Source organism: Desulfitobacterium dehalogenans ATCC 51507, from assembly GCF_000243155.2.
Lineage (GTDB): Bacteria > Bacillota > Desulfitobacteriia > Desulfitobacteriales > Desulfitobacteriaceae > Desulfitobacterium > Desulfitobacterium dehalogenans.
Map to the genome: position 1 here is coordinate 1,720,463 of NC_018017.1, position 25,056 is coordinate 1,745,518.

Here is a 25,056-nt window from a genome sequence, read left to right on the forward strand (position 1 = left end):
TCACAACGGAACCCCCCTTTATTTGGAGTTAATGACATAGGTCATTGTTGGCGAATTAACGAATAATTAGTCGAATAACAATTGAAGTTATTTTGTTAAAAGAGGAGGTACTTAAATGACTGATTCAAAAGGTGGCAAAGGATTTAGTCGGCGCAGTTTCTTAAAAGGTTCAACAGCTTTGGGCTTAAGTATGGGTCTATTTGGCCTGACTGCATGTACGAACAAAAATTCGGGCAGCAAGAGTACAATGGGTGTCCAGACCGGAGAAAAAACCTTGACCACGCTTACCTGTCCCCGCAACTGCTATGATTCCTGTTCTTTGATTGGGGAGAAAATCGATGGGCGGATCGTCAGGATTGTCGGCGATCCTAAGAATCCCATAACGGCAGGTACACCTTGTGTCAAGGGGCAAACCCACATTAATGTGCTTTACCATCCTGACCGTATTTTACATCCGCTTAAGCGTGCCGGTAAAAAAGGGGAAGGAAAATGGGAAAAAATTACCTGGGATGAAGCCTATGATACGATTACCCAAAAACTTAATGAAGCAATCGCCCAATACGGTTCGGAATCGATCATGCCCTATAATTTTTCGGGGACGATCGGGTTTATCCATCAGCATGGTGTTCCCTGGCGGTTTTTCAATAAGATCGGAGCGACGAATATCACCAGAACGGTATGCAATACCGGTGGTAAGGCGGCGTTGCCCTATACCTATGGCGATTTCTCATCGATTGATCCGGAAAGCTTTGCCAAAACTAAGTGCTATGTTACCTGGGGAACCAATGAATCCTATACCAACGTCCATTCCGTGAAATTCATTCAACAAGCGCGGGATAATGGTGCCAAACTCATTGTGGTTAATCCCCATCGCCATCCCCTGGCCTCACAAGCTGACTTATTTATTCAGCTTAAACCGGGAACAGATGCCGCTTTTGCCTTGGGCGTACAACATATCATTATCAATGAGAATCTTTATGACAAGGACTTTGTAGAAAACTACACGATGGGTTTCGAGGAGCTTAAACAACAAGTCCAGAACTATCCGCCGAGCAAGGTGGCTCAGATATGTGAAGTTACTGAAGAAGAAATAAGGGCGTTTGTGAAGATGTATACCCAGGCTAAGCCCTCGATTATTAGAATGGGCTTTGGCTTTGAAAGAAGGACTCATGGCGGGGCTATGGTCAGAGCTATTTCGTTTCTCCCTGCCCTGATGGGAGTTGTCGGCGTAGAGGGTGGGGGATTCAGCTATGTTAACTACAGCCATTATCCCTTTGACAACAATTACACGAAGCGACCTGATTTGGCTCCTCGCAAAACGCGAACCATTAACATGAATGAATTAGGAAAGGCGATTGCGGGAGAGCTTCCGACCACTAAGGAGATTCCGGTTAAAGTATTGATCTGCTTCAGCGGGAATCCGATTCCTTCGGCACCCAATGTGAACATGATCAAGAAAGGATTGGAGAGAGAAGATTTATTCACAGTAGTCCACGAAGTGTTTATGACGGATACCGCAGATTATGCTGATATTATACTCCCCGCTGCTCATTTCACAGAATTTGAGGATGTCGTTGCCGATTACCTTGGGTGGTATGTCCGGTACAGCGAACAAGCGCTAGAGCCCATGGGAGAATCCAAATCCAACGTGCAGCTGTTTAATGAGCTGGCCAAACGAATGGGCTTCACTGATGAATGTTTCAATGAAACATCGGCCGATATCATCAAGAAAGGGATTTTGAATAAGCCCATCTTTAAAGAGATCACTTATGAGAACCTGAGGAAAAATCACTGGATTAAGGTAGATTTCGGGAACGTCTTTAGTGACCACAAATTTAATACTCCATCGGGGAAAATTGAATTCTATTCTGAGAGTATCAAAAAAGCAGGGTTGCATCCTGTGGCAGAATATCTACCGGAAGAGGAGAGTCAGGAAGGTTCTCCAGCGTTATTTGCTCAATACCCCATTAACCTCTTGACCCCGGCTTCACCGCAATTGTTAAGCTCACAATGGCATAATGTCCCCTATATCAAAGAAAACCTGGGTGAGCCTTTTGTCACGGTCAATGCCAAGGACGCAGAAGACAGGGGAATTAAAGATGGAGATTATTGTGTGATTCAAAATGACAGGGGACAGGTCAAGCTGAAAGCGAAGGTCAGCAATACTGCAGTTAAAGCAGGCGTTGCAGTGAGTTTCAAGAGCTATTGGAATAAGTATACAGATGGAAATACGATCAATTGCTTAGCTCCCGATGGGATTGGTGATTTGGATGGAATCTCCACCTATAACACAAATTTAGTTCAAATCACGAAAGCTTGATTGATGTGAAAGGAGTCGTGAACTATGGCTGGTCAGAAAGCATTTTTTTATAATCAAAATTATTGTGTAGGGTGCCATTCCTGTGAAACGGCATGTATGGTCAAGAACCAAGTCGATGTGGGGGTAAGCTGGAGGACATTGGATAGCTTTGAGGTTGAGATGAACGGAAGAATGGTGGAACGTTATCTTTCTCATTCCTGTATGCATTGTGCGGAACCTCAATGCGCTTCAGTATGTCCTACCAAAGCCTATACCAAACGCGAAGATGGACTGGTGATTCAGGACCACGATAAATGCGTGGGGTGCGGATATTGCATCTATGCTTGCCCGTATCAGGCGCCAAAGATGAATCCCAATACTAAAAAAACAGAAAAATGCACGGGCTGTTATGATTTGATTGACGCAGGGGAACAACCCATGTGTGTCCGGGGGTGTCCGGTTCAGGTCTTAAAAATAGAGGATATCGATAAGCTTGATGCTGAGGGAGCGGTTAAGGAAGCAATCGGTTTCCAGGCCTTTGCCACCAATCCATCCATGCGTTTTGTGAAGATGAAGCAGTAGAGTGCTCTTAAGATTTAGACGCGAAGGGATGGGACGTTTTGAGTAGTCTGGGTAATAACGAAATGCAGGAAATATTGGCTTATCGATGTGTTGTGTTCGATCTATTGCGAAGTCTATTTATATGGGAATGCCCGGAAGAGCTTTTCGCAGACATGATCTCCTGGTCAGAGTTGGAACGTGATGAAGCAATGGCCGCAGACTGTGCAGAAGCTCGACTCAGAAAAGGTCTGTCATCCATATCCTCTGCAGAGCTGCAAAAGGTCTATCATGAAGCAACGATAGAGTTTACCAGACTCTTTGTGGGACCTTATCACTTGGAAGCTCCTCCTTATGAATCGGTATACCGCAACTCCAACCGGCTCATGATGCAGGATGTTACCATGAATGTCAAAAGGTTTTACAGAGAGAACGGTTATGAAAGAAGCGAGGTCTATAAGGAACCTGATGATCAGATCGGGGTAGAACTGGAGTTTATGTATGCCCTGAGTGAAGAGGCTTTGCAAGCTTTTCGGGAGGGGAATTTCGAGAGTTTAAAGAGGATTTTATCTGCTCAGGAACAATTCATGGATCTTCACCTGCTAAAGTGGTTACCCCAATTCTGTCAGGATATCCTGAAATCGTCTCAGAACGAATTCTGGAGAAGTTTTGCTGTCTTTACTGAGAACTACATTGAAGAAGACAAGGAACAGATCCAGCGGATTCAACGGGAACTCAATTTATATTGCCAGAGCTAAGCGGCGGAATGGAGGATAAGGATTATATGTATCATTGGGGCTGGAAAATTATCATTTACTTGTTTTTAGGCGGATTAGGAGCAGGGGCTTATTTAACGTCTTTTGCAGCTCAAAAAGGCTGGTTGGGGGAGAACAGCAAACTGGACAGAGCGGGCTACTTTTTGTCCGGGCCTTGTATCGTCATAGGAAGTTTGTTGTTGTTTCTGGATCTTGGTATAGCTTTCTCTGATCCTCTCGGTGTTTTAAGAATGTTCGCCAACATTCATTCTGTAATGACCTGGGGAATTTATATATTATCGCTGTTCATTCTTGTTGGATTTCTATCTGCTTATTACACATGGAAGAACAGAAAAGTACCTTCAATGTTATCTCTCCTTGGAGCAATTCTTGCTTTAGGAACCGGAGCCTATACCGGGGTTTTACTGGCAGTGGTTACGTCTGTACCCTTCTGGAACACATTTCTTCTTCCTATATTATTTGTCGTTTCTGCTTTATCGACAGGTCTCGCTGCTACCGCATTGTGCGCGCATTTCCTGGAAAAGAAAGCGGAGCAAGCAGGGGATCGGCAAAGTGAAGCAAAGACGAACAAGATTCATCAAGTTTTACTTGGCTTAGAAGCGATTCTAATCATGATGCTTCTGGCATTTGCTTTAACAGGCGCAAAAGGGACGGATGCTGCTGCTTCTGCACAAATGCTTACCAGTGGTTCCTTAGCGTTGCCATTCTGGCTGTTGGTTGTGGCAATCGGCTTAGTTTTCCCCTTGGCCTATTATATTGTCTCAGCTAAAGAACAGAAAAGAAGGCTTGCATCATTCTTTAATGTTATATCAACTGACTTTGCGGTGCTCATCGGAGGGCTGACACTGAGGGCAACCATAGTGTTATGTGCTGTGAGGGTTTTTTAGATAGGAGGGTAATCATTGGGAAACTGGGGCTGGCTTATCATCGGCTTCCTATTCTTTGGAGGTCTTGGTTCAGGTGCTTATCTGGCATCTTTTGCAGCAGAAAAAGGCCTATTTGGAAAAGAAAACAATTTAGAGCGGGCTGGTTATTTTATCTCAGGTCCTTGCCTAGCTGTTGGACTGTTCCTTTTTTCCATGAACCTGGGTGTTAGCATCACTGGAATGTTAACCATGATCGGTAATCCTACTTCGGTGATGACTTGGGGGGTATATCTCTTATTCATTTTTATGGTCCTGGCATTTTTGAGTGCCTATCATAAACGTGAAAACAAGAAAGTTCCTGCAATTATCTCAGGAGCAGGGGCATTACTGGCAGTGATAACAGCACTATACACCGGGGGACAGCTTTCTGTTCTTTTTGCTCAACCCTTCTGGAACACTATCCTTGTACCGGGATTATTTGTAGTGTCTGCCCTGATGATGGGATTGGCCTCTTCATCCCTGCTTGCCCGCATCATCGAAAAACCCGTTCAGCATGAGGGTGTTGTGGTAAATAGGGTAAACATCATCCTACTCTTTGTGGAATTAGTTCTTTTATTGGCTTTGCTTCTGATCTCTTTTTCAGGGGCTAAAGGTCCAGTGGCGGCTGATTCTGCCCGAATAGTTGTCGCTGGAAGACTTGCCTCCTATTTTTGGATTCTGTTAATTGCTGTCGGATTGGTTTTTCCACTTCTAAATAACTTCTACCCAAAGAAAAAGCGAGCTGAAAAGAGTGGTAGGATCTTAGGTTTGTTAAGTGAGATGGCTACACTCATCGGAGGGGCAACGCTGCGAGCCATTATAGTATTATCGGCATTACCTATCTGGACTATATAATCGATCCAGCCGGGAGTGACTACTAAGGGTATGAAAATAGAGATGAAAAAAGCGCTTATCATGACTTTATCTTTAATACTGGCAGTTTTTATAGGCTTAAGCTGGGTTAGGCCGGGAAATGATGTGCTGTTGCAAGCTAAAGAGGTCCTACCCGAGGCGCAGTCTTTTAAGAAGATTGCGTCTTCACCCCTTACTTTAGAAGGGATAAGTCAGGACTCCAGTGGAGAAAAAGAGATCAAAGGCTATGTTGTCATTGCAAAGGCAAGTTCATATGGTGGACCAATTACCATCGCAACAGGAATTAACCCATATGGAGTTATTCTTGGTACCGCACTTATTGAACACAAGGATACACCTTCATTTATTAGAGTTGTTATGAAACATGATTATCTCAAGCAATTCGAAGATAAAAAAATAACCGACCCCCTATCGATCAAACAGGATATTAATGCGATATCGGGAGCAACTTATAGCTCCCGAGGCATTGCCGAAGCGATTTCAATAGGTAGTCATGAAGTAGCCAGAAATCAGTTTGGGCTGGAGGTTGAAGATGAAGAGGCAGCATTCGTTTTTGGAGTGAGGGAAGGTTCTGTTATTGTCTTAGTCATCCTGATGCTTGTTGGGATAGCACTAAAAAATGATAGAATCCGCTGGATAACCATGGCAGGAAGTCTGGTGTTGATTGGTTTCCAATACAACACACCCATCTCACTTTCAAATCTTGCCTCCTTTTTAATGGGATATCTTCCTTCAATTCGGCAGAACTTGGTTTGGTATATATTTTTAACTGTTATTCCGATATTAACTTTTCTGATTGGAAAAAACCTATACTGCTTCTGGCTTTGTCCCTTTGGAGCCCTGCAAGAGTTATTGGCCAAAGTATTTGTAAGTAAAGAGGTCATTTGCTGTAGCCGAGCGGTAGAACAAAAGGTTGCCCTGGTCAGGTATGTTTTATTATATATTGCCTTATTGGGCGCTGTAATCTATCAGTCGCCGGGATTGGCGGGTTATGAACCTTTTGCCACCCTATTCGGAATGCAAGGAGATATCGTCGAGTGGCTGATTTTAATGGTTGTCTTATTATCCGCATTATTTATTCGGAGATTCTGGTGCCGCTTTTTTTGTCCGGGAATGATTTTCAATAGAATTATTTTGAGATTAAGACATCATTGGATTGATTTTAAAAGGAAATTTGGAGCAAAATTAAACCAAGGGTGTCCCGCACAAAACTCGGTGGATCAATGAGGTGCGACGATGAATTTCAGCGAAAATAAACATGATAGTCTATTTCTATTCCTCGTAGGTTTAACTGTTTTGTTGATTTGTATCAACTTTTTGACCCGTTTTATTTAGGGAAAGGTAAGATCATCTTGAATACCGTTGCAGAAGGGAGGGAAATGAAAAAGTTGAAAAAGCTTGGAAGGGAATTTTATGACAGGGATTCGACGATTGTAGCAAAAGAACTCTTGGGAAAGCTGCTCGTGCATAAAGTAAATGGGCAGAAAATATCGGCAAGAATCGTTGAGACAGAGGCCTATATGGGTGTTAATGACAAAGCAGCTCACTCCTACGGTGGCAAAAGGACGCCCAGGGTTGAGGTTATGTATGGTGGACCCGGTTATTCCTATGTGTTTACGATTTATGGAATACACTGTTGCTTTAATACTGTCACCAGGGAGGAAGGAAATCCTCAAGCGGTTTTAATCAGGGCGGCAGAGCCGGTGGAAGGAATTGAGTGGATGGCCCAAAAAAGATATGGGAAACCCTATGAGCAACTCACTAAAAGTCAGAAGAGGGGTCTAACTAACGGGCCTGGAAAACTATGTGCAGCCTTAGGCATCGACAGCCTTGCCAATGGAGTGGATTTATGCGGTGATGAAATCTATGTTGAAGATGACGCAGAACAGGACATCCGTATCGTTTCGACGAAGCGCGTGGGAATTGATTACGCAGAAGAAGCAAAAGATTATCCCTGGAGATTCTATGTGGAAGGCAATGAGTATGTATCAATAAAGTGAATTTTAAATTATCCTGAGACGGTGGTGATTTTATGATTAGAAAATATTAAATTAAAGAGCCATGTCAAGCAACCGCTAAAAGCCCCTAGTAAGATCAGTTCGGATGTATTGTGTAGTTAGGGAATGGAGAGGAGTAATTATTATGCCATATGTAAATATTAGAATCACGAATGAAAACGTCACTCCGGAAAAGAAAGCATTGCTTATCAAAGGAGCTACTCAGTTACTTGTGGATGTGTTGGGCAAAAACCCCAATACAACGGTCGTGGTGATCGATGAGGTCAATACTGATAATTGGGGTATTGCCGGGGAAACTATAACAGCTCGTAGAAAAGACGGCCGCTAATAATAGTGGAGAATTATGAAAACAGGACTATTCGGTATACATGGGTTATCAAAATAGAGATCGAGCGATTAACAGGTAAGATCGCCAGGTACTAAATAGGATATTTGGTTATTTGAAAGGAATCCGGGTTTTATTGGATAAATAGAACCCGGATTATTGTGAATAAGTGTGGAAAAATTATTGTTTGGCATTTCCGGTTTGCCACTATACGATGGGATAAAACGATTTAATTATGCAACCGGTATTCACTATTTGAAGTCTATTGGGCTGGATGCCATGGAACTACTGTTTGTTCGAAGTGTCAATGTGACGGATAACAACAAGGGCGCTATCCTGGAAGCAAAGCAAAAGGAAGACTTTTACCTTTCGGCCCACGCATCTCATTATATCAACCTGAATTCAGATGATGCTGCTATACAAATTCAATCAATCAAAAGAATAATTGATGCTGCAAAAGGGTTAGCTAAGGTCGGAGGAAGGAGTCTGGTACTTCATCCGGGATTCTACATGAATGACTCCAAGGAAGTTGCTTACGCTACAATTAAAAGTAATTTAATGAGGCTTTCGAGTTATGGCGTAGATTACAGGCTTGAGACAACTGGAAAGGGGTCTCAGTTTGGAACGCTGGAAGAGCTGGTTTCCCTTTGTCAAGAGGTTCCCTCATGTAAGCTCTGCGCTGATTTTTCTCATATTCACGCGAGATCAAACGGCGGTCTTAAGAATTATGACGATTTTGCTGGTGTTCTTAAGCACGTCCTTGATAATTTAGGCAGAACTGCCCTGGAGGATTTACACATTCATATGGGGGGAATAAAGTACACAGCGAAAGGCGAAAGAAGTCATGTTCCATTACTGGAAAGCGACTTTAATTATAAGGAATGTCTAAGGGCTATAAAAGATTATGATGTCCGAGGATGTATCATAGCTGAAGGGCCTCTTTTAGAGAGAGATGCTTTACTTCTAAAAGAAACTTATGAAAAATTGGTCTAAAGGCAGTGGCGCAAAGTCGCAGGGTCTAAGGCGCTCAGAAAGCGCTAGGATAGCTTGGTTGCTAAAATGTTGCAAAGCCTGTCTTTTTAGGACGGGCTTTCGTTATATAAGTTCCGCAACTTTGTACGTTAGGGTCAAAAAAATGCTATGCGGTAAAGCCGCATGACATTAGTATTTTTCGAGAGTAATGGCCCCGATTTCCATACTTCAAAAGCCCACTATTTTAATTGAGTCAGAAGACATGTAAAACTAGAAAGAATGGAAATTGGAGAGGGAATGAAGAAAAGATGTGGAATATTAGAAGAATTGCGAAATATGCTCTTTAATAGTGATAGGGAAATGGTGGTTTCTATATAAAGTTTTGATATGAGTTGTGAAGATGATCAAGTTTGGCTAAAAACTGAGTTCGCTAGCAAGCCCTAATGTAAAAAGCCCTCCAGATTGCTAAAGAGCGAGTCCCGTTATTTATGTGAAAAACAGTTGAAGAAAAGGAAAGAAAAGAGGTTGTTGTGATGTGGAGTTCACTTAAAAAGATATTATATGGGGATAACAAATCAACATCACCAAACGATGCTGTTTTTGAGTGCAGACTTTGCCAGGCCACATTCAATATCGATGCCAGACCTTCTGAAGAGTATCAACTCTGTTATGCATGTTTTAAAGCAACAAGTGATCATGTGGCATCACTGATAGAAAATATCGGAGTGTTAAAAGAAAAAGCAAATAACGCAGGACAAGCGGGGAATTCTTATGTGCAAATGCACTATTTAAAGGAAATTTTGGATAGGCTAACCGAATACAAAGAATCCTATTACGATAAGGGTGTCGACATTATTAATGAGGATATCAATAAGTTAATTGGAGAGGTCCGGGAAGTACATGATGAAGCGGCCAAAGAAGTCAGGGAAAGCAGACGGCGCAGAGTTAAAATGGATGTATCCGCAATGGAACTTTGGACTAGAGAGCAGTGGAATGGTATTCGTGCCGATCAGCAAAGAGTTCTGAAAGATTATTTAAGTTTATACGACACTATAGATAGAGCGGGATATGGACTAAAGGATGGCAGATCCCTGGCAAATGAATTATTCCAAACCGCAGTACACTTCTTGACTTATATAGCCTTAGCGGATGGCGACTTAACTGAGATTGAAAGCCAAATCATCAAGGATTATCTAAATATAGGCGGAGCTTATGCCATAGATGTGGAAGCCTCGAAAAAATATATACTAGAGAATCCCCAGTTTGCAGAGGGGATCCCATCTTTTCTGGATATCATTAGAGAGCTTGATCAACATCTTAGTGAAACAGGTACACGCTCAAAGAAAGCCGTGGAGACAATGACCGGGATTGTCATGTTTTTTGGATATCTGGGTAAGTATTTCTTGTATGAAAGCTGCAATGACATTGATATTAACAAATCGACGGCGTTATACGAGTATTTATTGCATCTCAATGAGTACTTGGAAGATAACGGATATGAAACAACAGACCTGCACGAATTCCAAGAGATAGATCCGGAGGACGTGGATAGAGCCGGCAGCTCTGATGGCACAGGTGCTGATAAAAATCTGGAGCAATTGCTTCAGGAATTGAATGAACTGATCGGATTAGCTCGGGTTAAAAAGGATCTGAATAGTCTGGTCAATCTGATTAAAGTGCAAAAGATACGTGAGGAACGGGGCTTTAGTCAGCCGGCCATGTCCTTGCATTTGGTGTTTTCGGGGAACCCCGGAACAGGAAAAACAACGGTGGCCAGATTGCTGGCTGAAATATATAAAGCATTGGGATTGGTTTCCAAGGGCCAGCTCTTTGAAACTGACCGCTCAGGACTTGTTGCCGGGTATGTGGGACAAACCGCTCTAAAAACCCAGGAAGTGATCAGCAAAGCGAAGGGCGGTATCTTATTTATTGATGAAGCCTATTCTCTTACAGAAAACCGGGGAGAATCGGATTTTGGCACTGAAGCCATCGATACCCTTGTCAAAGCCATGGAAGATCACCGGGCAGATTTAGTCGTAATAGTAGCTGGATATCCTGAACCAATGGAGCGTTTTTTGGATTCCAATCCGGGTCTGCGGTCACGGTTTAATAAATTTATTGTCTTTGATGACTACAGCGCGGAGGAATTGATATTAATTTTACAATCCATGTGTAAAAAGGCGAATCTCAGACTGGCAAGTCAAGCAGAAGACTCCGCCTATTCATTCTTCCAAAAACAATGCGATTCGGATACATTTGCCAACGCAAGAGATGTAAGAAACTTTTTTGAAAAAGCTCTTGTTAACCAGGCCAATAGATTAGCCCAAATTGAAGATTTAAGTGATGAAATGTTGTTTGCAATAGAATATGAAGATATAAAGGATAGTACTTGTTAAACTGTCGAATTTTGCAGATGATGAAGCGGAAGGCTTGGTCAAGCACGAGGAATGGGGTAAGTGGCAGGAAGAGTCGGTGAGCTATTCCTGTCGAACTGCTCTGTTCATCCTCCTGCTGAGTTTACCCGACTCCAAAAAATGCTTGACCAAAGCGTTAGATGCCTTCATACTTAGGTTAACTTAACTATCTTTTAATGTTTTACCAGAGGAAAAAGGATATGATAGTGATGATATGAAGTGTGGGACTTTTCCCGAAGATATATTGAGATATCTTGTTAAAAATAACATCTTTTTAGATTTTGATAGTTTTAAACAACAAGTAGAAGAAACAATTATCACATTATTGTCTGACTAAACATTATAAAATGGGAAGCAAATAAAGCGATTATGCTTACAGATCGGCATCCATATTCTTTTGTGACGATAGGATTGAAGAGTGGAATGAAAAATACGAAGGTACTTGGATAACGGCTTACAGTTTGTGCTGGCGTTTTTTGAGGTAGTAGGTGCTTCACAGAAATAAAACCGTGGCGACTTGTCACGGTTTTATTATTTCTAGGATTAATTTAAAGCGGAGAATCTACAGTCAGGAGCTTTGTTCAAAAAGAAAAGAAGAAACATGTTGAGATGCCAGAATTATTAAAAAAGGTTAAGAATTGAAAAAGGAATTATCAACCTGCTTGTTTAATAGCTATAGTAATGAAAATCCCTAACGACAAGGAGGGTAAGATGTATATGCTAACAAAGCGTCAAAATTTATTGGAAACCATAAAGGGCGGAAATCCGGACCGGTATGTAAAGCAGTATGAGTTTATGAATCTCATCATGGAGGCCAGCGTAACTATGGCTGGTTTTCCTGCCCCGGGGCAGACCTCCAAAGGAGCCTGGGGAATAACCTGGATGTGGCCGGAGGGGCAGATAGGGCCGTTTCCTGTACATGATGAAGAACATAAGGTTTTAAAAGATATCACGGAGTGGAGAAAATACGTCAAAGCACCTGAGATTCCCATAGATGATGAAACCTGGGCCCCGGCTATCGCTCATGCCCAGGCTGTCGACCGGAATGAGGAATTTGTGACGGCGATGGCTGCACCGGGAGTATTTGAAATGACTCATCACCTGATGAGTATGGAAGACGCGTTAATGGCCTTATATGAAGAACCGGAAGCCATGCACGAACTGATCGACTACATTACCGAATTCGAATTAGCTTATGCAAAAATCGTCATTGAAAAAATCCATCCGGACGCTCTTTTCCATCATGACGATTGGGGCAGCCAGATCAACTCTTTCATTTCTCCGGAAATGTTTAAAAAGTTTTTCCTCCCCGCCTATAAAAAAATCTATGGCTACTATAAAGCGAATGGTGTGGAAGTGATTGTCCATCACAGTGATTCCTATGCTGCTAATCTGGTTCCCTTTATGATCGAAATGGGAGTTGATATCTGGCAAGGTGTCATGACCACCAACAACGCACCTGAATTAATCGAGAAATATGGTGGAAAAATTACTTTCATGGGAGATATAGACAGCGGGTATCTTGATCTTCCAGACTGGAAGCCTGAACGATGCGCAGAGGCAGTTGAGAGAGCTTGTCGGAGATGCGGCAAGAAATATTTTATTCCCTGTCTGACCATGGGCGGGCCGGATAGTATTTATCCCGGTGTATATGCCCAGGTCAATCAAGAAATTGACAGAATGAGCCGAGAAATGTTCTAATCCGGCTGATCAAGGAATGGCAGAGAACAAAATGCAGTGGGCATAGCTAATACTCCGGAATCCCTGGCAAGGAGGGTTCCGGGGTATTTTTATCTATGGAAAGGAGATTTATTCCATGATAGAGAAGTCAATAGAGGATCAGCGAAACAGATTCCCTAATTCAAGATACGAAAGCAGGTAAAAAACCATGGACAGATATACAAGTGAAGAATCAGAAAGGGCTCTAAAAGTCGTTTTATCAGTTATCAGTAGATGTGAAAAAGCACAGCCAAAATTTGTGGAGGGTACCTCTCAGCACACACTCCTTAAGAACAGAATAAGGGCAATGTATATTTCATCGTCATTGCTAAAAGATGAAAATATTACGGAGAAATATACAAAAGAAGAATTGATAGCAGCGCTACCGCCCGTATCCTCAATTATCAGCAAATGTGAAAAAGCCCAGCTAAAATTGGCAGAGGGTACTGCTCAGCACGCCCGCCTCAGGGATATGATACAAGCTATGAATATATCAAAAACATTAATAGAAGATGAAATTAGCAAAAGGGTCCTCTCTTTTACAGATCCAGTATTAAGAGGTAATTAGGCAGGGGATGACTTATAGTTAATTAGGAAGGTGATGACATGGAATGGCTTGAAAACCTCAATAAGGCGATAAACTACATCGAAGAACATTTGACAGATGAGATAGACCTACATGAATTGGGCAAAGTCGCAGGTTGTTCAGGTTTTCATTTTCAACGAATGTTCTCGTATATGGCTGAAACCCCGCTTTCTGAGTATATCCGCAGAAGAAAAATGTCTTTAGCGGCGGTAGCATTGCAAAATGGCGAAAAGGTTTTGGATGTAGCATTAAAATACGGGTATGATTCCCCGACCGCTTTTAACCGCGCGTTCCAAAGCGTACATGGCTTTCCTCCGTCAAATGCAAAATCCGTAGGAGTTACTCTGAAAGCCTTTCCTCCCATCAGCTTCAAAATAACGATTAAAGGAGAGGCTGAAATGAATTACAAAATAGAAAAAAAGGAAGCGTTTCGCATCGTTGGCGTAAAAGAACATTACCCGATGAACCTCGAAGAAAGCTTTGAGAAAGTACCTCAGTTTTGGCAGAAAACAACTATGGAGGGAGCAATACCGAGAATACTTGCGCTTATGGATCAACAACCTGTCGGATTGCTCGGCATTTCTACATGTATGGACGGTAATAGCTTTGACTATTATATTGCTGTTTCTTCAGATCGAACTGTACCGGAGGGAATGAGTGAATATACCGTACCGGAGTGTACTTGGGCAATATTTGAGTGTGTAGGCCCAATGCCACATGCGATTCAAAGCCTGCAAAAGCGGATTGTGACCGAATGGCTGCCGACATCCGGCTATGAATATGCGAACGCGCCGGACATTGAGGTTTATTTTGAGGGAGATCAATCTTCGGATGATTACAAATGTGAAGTATGGCTTCCCGTAATAAAAAAATAAGGATTTACCTCAAGATCCCTGAAATAGCTATAATAAATCGCCTCATGCAGTGAGCATGAGGCGATTTATATTGTTGCGCACCCATGGCGATTAACGAGGCGGTGAAAGTCCGTTATGGTGTAAAAAAGTTTGCGTGACTTGACAAAGCGACAAGCGTGTCGTAAGATCAGAAACGACACGCGTGTCGCGTTCTATGGAAAGGAGACTTTATAATGTCAAATAAAAGCAATACTACTAAAAAAAAGATTATAGATTCATCCGTGCAATTGTTTGCTGATAAAGGTTATCAAGTTATTACTATGAAAGATATTTGTGATTCCTGTGGTATGAGCAGAGGGGGAGTGTATCGCTATTTTTCTTCCACGAAAGAGATATTTATAGCTATGCTTGACAGAGATATAGACGATGATATAAAGGCCGTGAAACAAGCAATAGAGAAAAAAGTACCCGCAAAAGTAATATTTGATAATTATTTAGATCATGAGAAAAATGCAATATTTAGTGACAATAGAGGGTTGTTTTTTGCTACTCATGAATTTGCTTTCGCCGAACCTGAACAGCGTGCCTATTTTGATAAAAGGATAGAGTTGTCAGTTGATTTACTTGGCGATCTATTCAGATATGGTCAAGAAACTGGAGAATTCAAAGATTTTGATATTTCTGCTGTAGCAACACATATCATCTATTTTTTTGATGGATTGAAGACCTCTTCATCTGTTCTTACAGTCACCGAAGAAATGGTTGATCAGCAGCTAAAAATAATAAAGGAGATGGTACTATGAAGATTACTGCTTTTAACGGAAGTCCTAGAGGTATTAATAGTAATACAAATGTGATAGTGGAAGCCTTTTTGGTTGGTGCACGGAAAGCTGGTGCGGAAACTGAAAATATTTTTTTGATTGATAAAAATATTAAGCACTGTACAGGGTGTTTTTCTTGTTGGTTTAAGACTCCAGGAAAATGTATTCATCAAGATGATATGAATGAATTGCTTGAGCTATATAAAAGTTCAGATAGTGTATGTTTTGCTACTCCCGTTTACCTTTGGAATATGACAGCATGCCTTAAAAACTTTGCAGATAGATTAATCCCGCTAAAAAATCCCACTGTAGTGGAAAGTGACGGTAATTTTGATATGAAGAATAGTTTAGCATTGCCCGATATTGTAGTGATATCAAACTCCGGTTTTCCGGGAGAAAACAATTTTCACACTATGCATGAAGTCATGAAATCCTCAAATCCCATACTGGAAATATACAGAAATAACGGCATGCTACTTCGGATGAATAGAGCAGATATACAAGAAAAAGTACAAGAATATCTTTCGTTTGTAAAGCAAGCCGGATTTCAAGTTGCCTCAAAAGTTAAATTATCAGATGAAGTAGTATCTGGACTCAATTCAGAATTGTTAACTGTTGATGAATATATAAATGTCATTTCAGGTGGTAAGTAATGACGAGTGTCTCCTTCTTCTTCATCACGGCGCACGGCACCCTTACAGGTGTAAAGGATATAAGGTCATTGACACAACGGCCAATGACCTTATGATCCCCCGCAAGTGTAAACGGGCAGTGCCAGTTTAAATGATGAAGAGAGGAGGCAGGCCGTAAGAAAGCAGGATTTGCCGGCAGCCTGGCCCCGGTCTCATCGTTTTCCCTGCACACTGTTAATACTATGATATGATAACTTTCCGCTGTTTGATCTTCTTTTTGGCTCCTGGTGGAAAAGAAAATTATCAATCCAAGACACTCTTGCTCAAATTTTGCAGAGTGTCTTATTTTTTTGTTCTATCCTTGAACTGGAAAGAGAATATCGATATCCGCATTTGATCGATGTTAGCACCGGTATAAGAAAGTTATTTATGTTTAAGCTATGAATGGTTTCAACAATCCCAGTAAGCTTAGGAGAGTTAATATGGATTCATGCTTTGAACCGGCGATTTGGCCGGAAGACAAATTGCCAAAAGAAGGCGCCGGTTATAAAGAATGTGAAATATGCACGGAAAAATCGCGCATCATTTGGGGGGAAGGGAATCCCAACGCGCCTGTTGTTATAATCTTAGATAATCCAGGCGCCCGCGAAGACAAAGATGGCAATGAATATGTCTGCGGAACGAGGCAAACCCTGCAGACAGCTTTGCATCAAGTCAATTTGGCGCCAGGTGATATCTATTTAACTTATCTTTTAAAATGCAGGCCCCTTCGCCGATATAACAAAGAAGAAGTCAGAGCTTTCAGTAAACCATTTCTTATTCAACAAATAAAAACGATACAGCCGAAATTCATTGTTTGTCTGGGAGATACCGTGGTCCAGGCGATGTTTGATGATAAGGAGGCCCATGTAAAGAATCTGAGAGGGTTATGGCATGTTGTACTGGGATATTCCTGCATTGTCTCCTATCATCCGCTGGCTGTAAGGAGACGGCCAAATCTGACACGTCAGTTTATGGAGGATTGGGACATGCTGGCGCAGCGGTTATTTAAGGGTTAAGCCATGTAACCATTTGATGTCGAACAAAAATCTCGACCGTGCAATCGGAAACAAGCACTATTACAATTTCTTTCTTTTTATTTTTACAATAATTACCCATCCAGTGTTGAAAATAACGATGTTACACCTATTCCAGCAGCCGGAAGTGTCGTCTACTATATTACTGACATTGTAGTCAGCGGCGAACATCTGGGCAGTTCGACTTTTTTTAAAATCATAGTAACTTCGGACGGTGAAATCAGTAAAAGCAACCCTAATTATTGGCGCATGGAAGAAGCATATAAAAAAGTAGTTCAAACCGCATGGAAACATCGAAATATTCATAAGGTCATATCATTTGGGAAAACAAAATGTCAAGCTATTGTAGTACCTTCAACAATAACTAATGGGGAATATAATATTTTCTTTATGGATGTCACGTCATCACAAGAACTTCTGAAAGATTTATTGATTGTTTCTACAGAGCTGACAAAGCAAGAGAAAATGAAATGGCAGCTATGGCTTAGGATTAGCAATAGCCAAAAGTATATCGGAGAACCTTGGTGCGGAGCTTACAGCTAGCAGTGCTCCAAATCAAAATACAACCTTTTCATTTCGTATAAAGGCAATAATTAATCAGATTAATAATAAATGTGATAAAATTCCGTTAGAAAAGTGCCTGTAATTCCGTCTAAATATCTAAGTCAGAGTTAACTTTAGGCTCCGAAATCTAATAAAAGGAGAATCTTTTATGTTTAAATTAACGAAAAAGGTGTTGTCTGTATTTACCGTAATAGCACTCGCCTTAATCTCTATTGTCGGGTGTTCTGCTCAGAGCAACCCTCCGCAGCCGAATAGCGGGTTACAAGAACATACACCTTCATCTGAGCTGCAGTCACAGAATAAGCCTGAGCAAACAGCACCAGGTTCTCAGATAACAAACCCGCCATCTTCATCGGATCAAACAGATTCCAGTCAAGCTTTATTATTGAATATAAGGCAGCTAGCTGAAAAGGGAAAAGTTATTAATAGTGATTTTGCGGCGAAAACAACTGTTATTGAAGATGTAGAGAAAAAATGGGGTAAGCCTGATAGCACCGATTGGGTTCCCGAAGCCAAAGGAAACTATGCTACCTATTCTAGCCATGCCATGGTATTCGGCTTTAACAAAGGGTCCCAGATTTTCGAGGTTCGGTCTTTTGATAAACAATTACAAAAAATCACTCTTTCCAAAGTTAAGGATATTTTTGGAACACCTGCCTACACAGCTACGGTAGGAGGAGAGGACATAATCGGCTATACTGCAGGGCAAGAGTTTAAGATCTTACTTGTTTTCCCAAAGGTAACCGGTACGAATTCAGACCCAACTTTAGATCATTATTCTGTACTCTATCCTCAAGGAACCGTCAACTCCATGGCAAATGATCCAGGAAGGCAATGGTAACAGCTGGTTTTTAGCCCTGAAATGGCTATGAAAAATCGCCTCGTGCAGTGAGCACAAGGCGATTTTATATTGTGAAGAATTTTTTGCATAAAAAAACCTCCATATGATGCTCTATCTTACATCAGTATGGAGGTTTATATAAGAGCCCAATCTACTGGGGTATTGATCAGAACTATAGGTTTTCTTGGTTTATCTGCTTATTTGGTTTACTCTACATCATCATCGTCGTCATCGTCGTCATCGTCGTCATCGTCATCATCATCATCTTTAGCCTCGTCGAAAGCGATTTTCAGCTGTTCACCGTTGGTATACGTTATTTTTACTTTTGCGACGTCTAAATTGTTGCTTAAGGCATTCATAACCTGTTGTAATAATTCAACTTTGTGCATGATCTAGCTCCTTTCTTTTTTATAAACTTCATCTCCTCAGAAGAACTTTGCTCAGTGAAGATGATAGCTTTTATATAATATATGGTGGTTATCAGTAATTGGTACAAGATTTACACTCATTACAGATAATTTTTGCATATATCTATGGTTTGTTGCTTTAAGCCTTCTTGCAATGAGCATTCCGGAGTATAGTTTAATAGTCTTTGTGCTTTGGAGATGTCCGCCCAAGTATTCAATGGATCTCCATTCTGTCGGTCCATAAATTCCAGAGTTGCCTTTTGTTTGAGTAGATTTTCAAGCATCGAGATAACTTCCAGGATAGAAGCTCTTTCGAATCCCCCAATATTGATTACTTCTCCGATAACGTCTTTTGCATCAAGGGCCGAAACAGTTGCCTCTACACAATCTTTGACATAGGTGAAATCTCGTGTTTGTAATCCATTACCATAGATTTGGATCGGTTCGCCCTTAATAATTCCCTTGATGAATCGGTGAAAGGCCATATCAGATCTTTGTCTTGGACCAAATACCGTGAAATATCTTAGAATAACGATTGGAATCCCGTAACTTTCTTGATATACCTTACACAAGTATTCACCAGTTAACTTACTCACCCCGTAAGGGGAAAGGGGGGTGGGTATAGAAGTTTCAGCAACTTTCCCCGCTTTTTCACCGTAAACAGATGAAGTTGAAATATAAATGAACTTGCTAACTGGGCATTCACGGACTACTTCGAGTAAGAGTTGCGTAGCAACAATATTATGGTCAACATAGAGTTGAAAATCAGACCCCCAACTTGTACGGACACCGGGGATAGCAGCTAAATGATAGATAACGTCAACACCTTCTAAAAGTTGCTTTAGGTCCGTTTGGCGGAGGTCAACTTGATGAAACGCAAAGCGTGGATTGGTAAGCAAAAACCTGAGATTTCTCAGTTTGGTCTGGTTAAGAGAAGGGATAATAAAGCCATCAATTCCAATAACTTCAACATCGTTTATTTCAAGCAGGCGTTCACAAAGGTGTGAGCCAATAAAACCGGCGGCTCCCGTCACGAGTATTTTCATCCTATCCCAACCCCCAAGTATAGTAGCCCTTGATTTCGGATCAGTTCTCCATCGAGACAGTTTCTTGCATCAAGAACGATAGATCCCTTCATTCTCCCTTGAACTTCTGGCCAATCGCAGTTGATAAAGTGGTCCCATTCTGTGGCGATAATTAGAGCATCTGAATTGTCTACCGATTCATATTGATCCATATAGGGAATAACATCGCTGGCTTCAAGCTTTACCATAGGATCAAACGTATGAACGATACAACCCCTTTGGATTAATTGCTGAATGAGAGCAATAGATGGCGAGAAACGAAGATCATCTGTGCCAGGTTTAAAGGTTACTCCCCAAACTGTAATCTGTCTACCTGCTAAAGGTGAAAGTACATCACTAAGCTTCTGCACGTAGAGCTCAATTTGTTTATGATTGATCTCTATCACAGCATCCAGCAGCTTAGTTTCTATCTTATGAGTTAAGGCTGAATGTTTAAGAGAACTAAGGTCCTTCGGGAGACAGGAACCGCCAAACCCTAGACCGGCGTTTAAGAAATCCGGTCCAATCCGAGGATCCATCCCCAAGGCCTTATTGATATCAGCATAATCTACCTCAAAAGCATCACAGATCCGGGCCATTTCATTGGCAAAAGAAATTTTTGTGGCGAGAAAGGCATTGCTTGCATACTTGATTAGTTCCGCACCAGTTAAACTTGTAAAAATAAAGGGTGTGTCTTCATTGAGATAGAGCTGTTTGAGAACTTCCAACGGCCTATCTGTTTTTGTTCCAAAGACGAGTTTATTGGGATGAAATATATCCCATAATGCTCTTCCTTCGCGTAAGAATTCCGGGTTAGAGACAATATCAAATAAATCGTCCTTGATGCCCATCTCCATGAATGTTTGCTGAATCCATTCATTGGTTCCAGGTGGAACCGTACTTTTGGTAATGATAATTTTGTAACTATTGATTGTGGAAGCAATTATTTCCACAATTTGTTTAATATAACTTAAATTGCAGCTTCCGTCACTTTGGGAAGGAGTACCGACGGCAATTAAAATAATAGGATAGTCTCGAATACTCTCTACGACATTGTTCGAAAAATGAAGTTTGCTTTTTTGACTATATTCTGTAATGAGGTCATCTAAGCCTGGCTCGTATATTGGCATCTTACCTTGGTTGAGATCGTCAATTTTTGCTTGATTGATATCTACACATTGAACTTCGTGGCCAAAAACCGCTAAAGCGGCTGCTGTTGTGAGTCCTACATAACCTGCACCTACAACGCAAATTCTCATAAATTTCAATCCAATCTCATATAATATCAATTTATACATCGTATTCATATGAGAAATAGAGAGTTCCATATTTTAGCAAAAGGCAATATGCTTGGTCCGTTTGCTTATATATGGGAATATAATGCATTAAATAATTTAAAGGTGGAGAAGATTTATGAATGATTATCTGGTCCAACCGTGGGATTTAGAAGAAGGTACCGGGGTAGACCTTGATATGTGGGTTCCTCCATATATAGATGAATTAGCACAGCAGGTCATGGCATATTATGACATGGAACCTCACACTAAAACGTTAATTACGTCTAAACCGGATAAAGGCGGGGCTATCTGGAAAATAGAAACCAACAAAGGACCTCGCAGTTTGAAGTTGTTGCATCGTAAACCAAGAAGAAGCCATTTTAGCATAGGAGCTCAAGAATATATTGTAAAAAATGGTGGAAGGGTTCCCAAAATAATAGAGACCAAAGAAGGCGCGCTCTACGTTGAAAAGGGCGGTAAGTTATGGATTGTTACTGATTGGATTGAATCCCTTACTCCGGCGAGTAAGGATCTTTCCGGCGCCCAGGCCCTATGTTATGGTCTTGGAGAGTTTCATAGGCATACACGTGGGTATACTCCGCCTGCTGGTTCTCAAAAAGCCTCAAGATTATATCGATGGCCCGCTTATTATAAAAAAATAATTGCAAAAATAGACTGGTTTCGCAATATAGCCAAGGCCTATAGTGATATTCCGAGTAGTCAAGCACTACTTGCGGTCATTGATGTATTCCAGCGTCAGGCCCAGGATGCCTTGTCCCTACTAGAGCAACCATTTTATACCCAAATGCTCTCGATGGGTGAAGAGCACTGGGGACTTGTGCACCAGGACTATGGATGGTCTAACGGACAACTTGGTACTGGCGGCCTTTGGGTGATCGATTTGGATGGGGTCGCCTATGATCTCCCTATTCGAGATCTTCGGAAGCTTATATCAGGTACTATGGATGATTTAGGAAGGTGGGACATTCCTTGGATTAGGGGGATGATCAGTGCCTACCATGATGCCAATCCGATCGATAGGGAAACTTATGAGATATTCTTAAATGATTTGGCATTTCCCAATGAGTTTTATAAACACTTAAATGAGATGTTGTTCGACCCAAGAGATTTTCTATCGAATAATTTAGATGGGATTATAACACGCCTTAATTTATTAGAACAGACAAAGGGGATAGCCCTGGCTGAATTGGCATTAGACAAGGAGAAATTTCCAAAGGGAAACTATGAAACAGATGCACCCCCAAAGTTGATTATCAAAGATGAGTCTCTCTTTTACCCGGATAGAAAACACGAGGAATATTTAAAAACAAGGACAGAGGCTGAGATTCAGCGACAAAAGGATGTAAAAAAAGTATCTCTTATGAACAAAGATCAATTAAAAGTTTTGATGATCTGTACGGAGAAATTGCCCGTCCCGGCTGTGCGTGGTGGTGCTATTCAAACCTATATTGATGGTGTCTCGGGGCTGTTGAGTCAAGAGCATACTTTAACCATCTTAGGAACGACAGACCCTTCCTTGCCAAATGAGGAATGTAAGAATGATATTCGGTATGTAAGGATTGAAAGTGAACAGTTCTTCGAAATCTACGCCGCCAGGGTGATCGATTTTCTTCGAGATGAATCCTTTGATCTGATCCATGTTTTTAATCGCCCCCGGCTTATTCCCTTAATACGTGAAGTGGCACCTTACTCGCGAATCATTTTAAGCATGCATAATGATATGTTTAATAGTGATAAAATTGACCCACAGGATGCGCTGACTGCAATCAGAGAAGTAGAACAGATTATCACGGTGAGCGATTATGTCGGAAAGACTATCTCTAATCTCTATCCGCAAGCTGCTTCCAAGGTTCACACGATTTATTCGGGAGTTGACCTGAAAAGATTTATTCCTTGGAAAAAATCAGACCGGGCTGCTCAGGTTCGCCATGAACTACGCAGCAGCTATAATCTTGAAGATAAAACTGTCATATTGTTTGTTGGGCGTTTGACCCCCAAAAAGGGTACGGACTTATTACTTCAAGCAATCAATGAGCTTTCAATAAAGAATCCCAATATCGCCTTGGTAATTGTAGGCGGAACGTGGTACAGTGTCGACACTGTTACCGATTATGTGGCCTATGTTCGAGCGTTAGCGGAGAAAGCTAAGTTTCCTGTGATAACGACAGGGTATGTATCTTCTGATGTTATTCACGAGTGGTTTTGGGCTGGTGATTTATTTGTGTGCCCATCTCAATGGCAAGAACCTCTTGCCCGTGTTCATTACGAAGCAATGGCTGCCGGCTTACCATTTCTAACGACTGCACGAGGCGGTAATCCTGAAGTTGTGATTGATCAAAATGGTTTACTTGTCGATCGACCAGAGGATCCCCTTGAGTTTGCGGAAAAACTTGACATTCTAATTGCTGATCCTAAACTTCGACGGAAAATGGGGCGAACAGGCAGGTTGTTGGCTGAGGAACGTTTCAGCTGGGAACGTGTGGCTAACGAAGTTTTAGAATCATGGAAACAAAGGGTGAATAATGAACCGGATACAGAGAATATGTCTGTTTTTGTAGACTTGGCTAAGGTCAACGATGAAGAAGTAACTGTCGGTGATAACGAACTGGAAACAGAGAGTAAGTTTGCTATTGTAGACTTGGCTAAAGTCAACGATAAAGAAGTAACTGTCGGTGATAACGAACTGGAAACAGAGAGTAAGTTTGCTATTGTGGACTTGGCTAAGGTCAACGATGAAGAAGTAACTGTCGGTGATAACGAACGGGAGACAGAGAGTAAGTTTGCTTTTGTGAACCTGGCTAAGGTCAACGATGAAGAGATCACTATCAGTGATAACGAATCGGAAAATTTTTTTAATCAAACTATAGAAGCCTGTTTATTAATCTCAAATATCCCTCGTATCATGATTTATCCTAAAAGGGTAAAAGACGATGGGATTAACTCCACAAATTCACACTTATGGAGAATCATTTGGTATCTAAAAATAATTGAATTGATTGTTTACGAAAAGAAAAATGCAGCACCTCTGTTGCCCTATTTATTGAGAAATGCCTAAAAGAGCTGTCGGGTAACAAATTTCCCAAAAGGTGATTATGTCGGCCTAGGATTTGGGGCTATAAAGAGAAAGTATATTGCGAACAAAACTATGGGGAGGGTCTAAAGTGAGGGTTACAAAAGCCGTTATACCCGCTGCAGGATTAGGAACAAGATTTTTACCTGCAACCAAAGCTTTGCCGAAAGAAATGTTTCCTGTCTGCAATAAACCAGTAATTCAATATATTGTCGAAGAAGCAGTCAATTCAGGTATTGAAGACATTATCATTGTTACGGGCAGGGGTAAATGGTCCATTGTTGATTATTATGATTGCTCCCCTGAACTTGAAGCTTATTTGACTAAGAAAGGAGATTATCAACAATTAGAACAACTGATACGGATTTCAAGAATGGCCAATATTTATTATGTAAGGCAACGTGAACCTCTCGGTCTAGGGCACGCTCTTTGTTGTGCAAAGTCATTTGTAGGAAAGGATCCATTCGCTGTACTTTTGGGAGATGATATTATCAAATCCGACATTCCTGCTATAAAACAGCTTATGAAGGTTGCAGAAGAGACCCGTTCCAGTGTAATAGGAATTCAGGAAGTTCCCGAAAGAGATGTCAGTAAATATGGAATCATCGATCCTCTTAATAATGACTGTGATATCTACCGCATTAAAGATCTGGTTGAGAAGCCTTTACTCAAAGATGCCCCTTCCAGACTTGCGATCATGGGTAGATATATCTTAAATCCTTCGATATTTTCCTTTCTTGAAAGCATTCCCAAAGGAGCGGGCGGGGAATTCCAACTTACTGATGCTCTAAAGATGCAGAGTAAGACTGAATCAATTTATGCTTGCAAATTAAATGGCATTCGCTACGATGCCGGTGATAAGCTTGGCTTTTTAATGGCGACTGTAGAATATGCCCTTGAATGTCCGGAGATTGGTCCGGAGTTTGCTCAGTATTTAGATACACTTTATAAAAATAGAATATGATCTAAGAAAGCGGCCCTGAT

25 protein-coding genes and 1 riboswitch are annotated in these 25,056 nt (G+C 41.3%); of the genes, 22 read left to right on the forward strand and 3 right to left on the reverse strand.

The features are described from left to right. Nucleotides 1-115 precede the first annotated feature (115 nt). The 20 genes from DESDE_RS08370 to DESDE_RS08460 all read left to right on the forward strand — a co-directional run bounded on the left by DESDE_RS08370 (nt 116) and on the right by DESDE_RS08460 (nt 18,233). Nucleotides 116-2,320 carry a molybdopterin-dependent oxidoreductase gene (locus DESDE_RS08370; RefSeq protein WP_014793603.1) on the forward strand — a complete coding sequence of 735 codons (2,205 nt, stop codon included), beginning with the start codon at nt 116-118 and terminating at the stop codon, nt 2,318-2,320. A gap of 24 nt (nt 2,321-2,344) precedes the next feature. Beyond that, nucleotides 2,345-2,881 (forward strand): 4Fe-4S dicluster domain-containing protein, encoded by a 537-nt coding sequence (locus tag DESDE_RS08375; protein ID WP_014793604.1) that lies wholly within the window; start codon nt 2,345-2,347, stop codon nt 2,879-2,881. Between the two features lie 38 nt (nt 2,882-2,919). Continuing rightward, the gene (locus DESDE_RS08380) at nt 2,920-3,615 is read left to right on the forward strand and encodes a TorD/DmsD family molecular chaperone (protein WP_014793605.1); all 696 of its coding nucleotides are present in this window, start codon (nt 2,920-2,922) and stop codon (nt 3,613-3,615) included. A 26-nt stretch (nt 3,616-3,641) separates the two neighbouring features. Further along, complete coding sequence (gene nrfD / locus DESDE_RS08385) at nt 3,642-4,520, forward strand: NrfD/PsrC family molybdoenzyme membrane anchor subunit (protein ID WP_014793606.1); 879 nt, start codon at nt 3,642-3,644, stop codon at nt 4,518-4,520. Between the two features lie 15 nt (nt 4,521-4,535). Beyond that, nucleotides 4,536-5,393: an NrfD/PsrC family molybdoenzyme membrane anchor subunit gene (gene nrfD, locus DESDE_RS08390; RefSeq protein WP_014793607.1), complete on the forward strand. Its 858-nt coding sequence runs from the start codon at nt 4,536-4,538 to the stop codon at nt 5,391-5,393. Nucleotides 5,394-5,423: 30 nt separating this feature from the next. Continuing rightward, entirely contained in the window at nt 5,424-6,638 is a 1,215-nt protein-coding gene (locus DESDE_RS08395) for a 4Fe-4S binding protein (RefSeq protein ID WP_014793608.1), read from the forward strand. Nucleotides 6,639-6,790: 152 nt separating this feature from the next. Further along, nucleotides 6,791-7,411 carry a DNA-3-methyladenine glycosylase gene (locus DESDE_RS08400; RefSeq protein WP_014793609.1) on the forward strand — a complete coding sequence of 207 codons (621 nt, stop codon included), beginning with the start codon at nt 6,791-6,793 and terminating at the stop codon, nt 7,409-7,411. A 142-nt stretch (nt 7,412-7,553) separates the two neighbouring features. After that, complete coding sequence (locus DESDE_RS08405; protein ID WP_014793610.1) at nt 7,554-7,757, forward strand: 2-hydroxymuconate tautomerase family protein; 204 nt, start codon at nt 7,554-7,556, stop codon at nt 7,755-7,757. Nucleotides 7,758-7,925: 168 nt separating this feature from the next. Beyond that, nucleotides 7,926-8,747 carry a TIM barrel protein gene (locus DESDE_RS08410; RefSeq protein WP_014793611.1) on the forward strand — a complete coding sequence of 274 codons (822 nt, stop codon included), beginning with the start codon at nt 7,926-7,928 and terminating at the stop codon, nt 8,745-8,747. After that, nucleotides 8,722-8,813, forward strand: a riboswitch (cyclic di-GMP riboswitch). It overlaps the preceding gene by 26 nt. A gap of 446 nt (nt 8,814-9,259) precedes the next feature. Next, the gene (locus tag DESDE_RS08415) at nt 9,260-11,122 is read left to right on the forward strand and encodes an AAA family ATPase (RefSeq protein WP_014793612.1); all 1,863 of its coding nucleotides are present in this window, start codon (nt 9,260-9,262) and stop codon (nt 11,120-11,122) included. A 1-nt stretch (nt 11,123) separates the two neighbouring features. Next, nucleotides 11,124-11,306, forward strand: coding sequence for a DUF3102 domain-containing protein (locus tag DESDE_RS21110; protein ID WP_486599224.1), 183 nt, complete (start codon nt 11,124-11,126; stop codon nt 11,304-11,306). A gap of 551 nt (nt 11,307-11,857) precedes the next feature. Next, entirely contained in the window at nt 11,858-12,841 is a 984-nt protein-coding gene (locus tag DESDE_RS08420; RefSeq protein WP_041917376.1) for a uroporphyrinogen decarboxylase family protein, read from the forward strand. A 187-nt stretch (nt 12,842-13,028) separates the two neighbouring features. Then, complete coding sequence (locus DESDE_RS08425; RefSeq protein WP_014793614.1) at nt 13,029-13,427, forward strand: hypothetical protein; 399 nt, start codon at nt 13,029-13,031, stop codon at nt 13,425-13,427. Nucleotides 13,428-13,465: 38 nt separating this feature from the next. Next, a complete protein-coding gene (locus DESDE_RS08430) occupies nt 13,466-14,320 on the forward strand; it encodes an AraC family transcriptional regulator (RefSeq protein WP_014793615.1) in 855 nt (284 codons plus the stop codon). Nucleotides 14,321-14,532: 212 nt separating this feature from the next. Further along, nucleotides 14,533-15,102 (forward strand): TetR/AcrR family transcriptional regulator, encoded by a 570-nt coding sequence (locus tag DESDE_RS08435; RefSeq protein ID WP_014793616.1) that lies wholly within the window; start codon nt 14,533-14,535, stop codon nt 15,100-15,102. Then, nucleotides 15,099-15,773 carry a flavodoxin family protein gene (locus DESDE_RS08440; RefSeq protein ID WP_014793617.1) on the forward strand — a complete coding sequence of 225 codons (675 nt, stop codon included), beginning with the start codon at nt 15,099-15,101 and terminating at the stop codon, nt 15,771-15,773. Before DESDE_RS08435 ends, DESDE_RS08440 begins: the two co-directional genes overlap by 4 nt. Nucleotides 15,774-16,234: 461 nt before the next feature. Further along, nucleotides 16,235-16,810, forward strand: a complete 576-nt coding sequence (locus DESDE_RS08450; protein WP_014793618.1) for a uracil-DNA glycosylase — start codon at nt 16,235-16,237, stop codon at nt 16,808-16,810. Nucleotides 16,811-17,077: 267 nt separating this feature from the next. Beyond that, nucleotides 17,078-17,371 carry a hypothetical protein gene (locus tag DESDE_RS08455; protein ID WP_041917243.1) on the forward strand — a complete coding sequence of 98 codons (294 nt, stop codon included), beginning with the start codon at nt 17,078-17,080 and terminating at the stop codon, nt 17,369-17,371. Continuing rightward, the gene (locus tag DESDE_RS22985; protein WP_427846210.1) at nt 17,337-17,474 is read left to right on the forward strand and encodes a hypothetical protein; all 138 of its coding nucleotides are present in this window, start codon (nt 17,337-17,339) and stop codon (nt 17,472-17,474) included. The genes DESDE_RS08455 and DESDE_RS22985 overlap by 35 nt, the downstream gene beginning before the upstream one ends. A 66-nt stretch (nt 17,475-17,540) precedes the next feature. Further along, nucleotides 17,541-18,233, forward strand: coding sequence for a YjgB family protein (locus DESDE_RS08460; RefSeq protein WP_014793619.1), 693 nt, complete (start codon nt 17,541-17,543; stop codon nt 18,231-18,233). 206 nt (nt 18,234-18,439) lie between these two features. On the opposite strand, the gene DESDE_RS22205 is transcribed toward DESDE_RS08460, so the two are convergent. From DESDE_RS22205 to DESDE_RS08475, 3 genes are all read right to left on the reverse strand, one after another. Next, nucleotides 18,440-18,622: a hypothetical protein gene (locus DESDE_RS22205; RefSeq protein ID WP_014793620.1), complete on the reverse strand. Its 183-nt coding sequence runs from the start codon at nt 18,620-18,622 to the stop codon at nt 18,440-18,442. A 119-nt stretch (nt 18,623-18,741) separates the two neighbouring features. After that, complete coding sequence (locus DESDE_RS08470) at nt 18,742-19,686, reverse strand: NAD-dependent epimerase/dehydratase family protein (protein WP_014793621.1); 945 nt, start codon at nt 19,684-19,686, stop codon at nt 18,742-18,744. Continuing rightward, the gene (locus tag DESDE_RS08475) at nt 19,683-21,032 is read right to left on the reverse strand and encodes a UDP-glucose dehydrogenase family protein (protein ID WP_242831372.1); all 1,350 of its coding nucleotides are present in this window, start codon (nt 21,030-21,032) and stop codon (nt 19,683-19,685) included. The genes DESDE_RS08470 and DESDE_RS08475 overlap by 4 nt, the downstream gene beginning before the upstream one ends. Nucleotides 21,033-21,117: 85 nt before the next feature. On the opposite strand from DESDE_RS08475, the gene DESDE_RS20790 reads away from it, so the two are divergent. Continuing rightward, nucleotides 21,118-24,057, forward strand: a complete 2,940-nt coding sequence (locus tag DESDE_RS20790) for a CotS family spore coat protein (protein ID WP_014793623.1) — start codon at nt 21,118-21,120, stop codon at nt 24,055-24,057. A gap of 106 nt (nt 24,058-24,163) precedes the next feature. Beyond that, nucleotides 24,164-25,036: a UTP--glucose-1-phosphate uridylyltransferase GalU gene (galU, locus tag DESDE_RS08490; protein ID WP_014793624.1), complete on the forward strand. Its 873-nt coding sequence runs from the start codon at nt 24,164-24,166 to the stop codon at nt 25,034-25,036. Nucleotides 25,037-25,056: the final 20 nt, after the last annotated feature.

Bases quoted from the DNA above. Each gene is read 5' to 3' on its own strand.
- DESDE_RS08370 (WP_014793603.1), top strand. From the start codon at position 116: ATGACTGATTCAAAAGGTGGCAAAGGATTTAGTCGGCGCAGTTTCTTA.
- DESDE_RS08375 (WP_014793604.1), top strand. From the start codon at position 2,345: ATGGCTGGTCAGAAAGCATTTTTTTATAATCAAAATTATTGTGTAGGG.
- nrfD (WP_014793606.1), top strand. From the start codon at position 3,642: ATGTATCATTGGGGCTGGAAAATTATCATTTACTTGTTTTTAGGCGGA.
- DESDE_RS08395 (WP_014793608.1), top strand. From the start codon at position 5,424: ATGAAAATAGAGATGAAAAAAGCGCTTATCATGACTTTATCTTTAATA.
- DESDE_RS08400 (WP_014793609.1), top strand. From the start codon at position 6,791: ATGAAAAAGTTGAAAAAGCTTGGAAGGGAATTTTATGACAGGGATTCG.
- DESDE_RS08405 (WP_014793610.1), top strand. From the start codon at position 7,554: ATGCCATATGTAAATATTAGAATCACGAATGAAAACGTCACTCCGGAA.
- DESDE_RS08415 (WP_014793612.1), top strand. From the start codon at position 9,260: ATGTGGAGTTCACTTAAAAAGATATTATATGGGGATAACAAATCAACA.
- DESDE_RS08420 (WP_041917376.1), top strand. From the start codon at position 11,858: ATGCTAACAAAGCGTCAAAATTTATTGGAAACCATAAAGGGCGGAAAT.
- DESDE_RS08425 (WP_014793614.1), top strand. From the start codon at position 13,029: ATGGACAGATATACAAGTGAAGAATCAGAAAGGGCTCTAAAAGTCGTT.
- DESDE_RS08430 (WP_014793615.1), top strand. From the start codon at position 13,466: ATGGAATGGCTTGAAAACCTCAATAAGGCGATAAACTACATCGAAGAA.
- DESDE_RS08435 (WP_014793616.1), top strand. From the start codon at position 14,533: ATGTCAAATAAAAGCAATACTACTAAAAAAAAGATTATAGATTCATCC.
- DESDE_RS08440 (WP_014793617.1), top strand. From the start codon at position 15,099: ATGAAGATTACTGCTTTTAACGGAAGTCCTAGAGGTATTAATAGTAAT.
- DESDE_RS08450 (WP_014793618.1), top strand. From the start codon at position 16,235: ATGGATTCATGCTTTGAACCGGCGATTTGGCCGGAAGACAAATTGCCA.
- DESDE_RS08455 (WP_041917243.1), top strand. From the start codon at position 17,078: ATGGAAGAAGCATATAAAAAAGTAGTTCAAACCGCATGGAAACATCGA.
- DESDE_RS08460 (WP_014793619.1), top strand. From the start codon at position 17,541: ATGTTTAAATTAACGAAAAAGGTGTTGTCTGTATTTACCGTAATAGCA.
- DESDE_RS22205 (WP_014793620.1), bottom strand. From the start codon at position 18,622: ATGCACAAAGTTGAATTATTACAACAGGTTATGAATGCCTTAAGCAAC.
- DESDE_RS08470 (WP_014793621.1), bottom strand. From the start codon at position 19,686: ATGAAAATACTCGTGACGGGAGCCGCCGGTTTTATTGGCTCACACCTT.
- DESDE_RS08475 (WP_242831372.1), bottom strand. From the start codon at position 21,032: ATGGAACTCTCTATTTCTCATATGAATACGATGTATAAATTGATATTA.
- DESDE_RS20790 (WP_014793623.1), top strand. From the start codon at position 21,118: ATGAATGATTATCTGGTCCAACCGTGGGATTTAGAAGAAGGTACCGGG.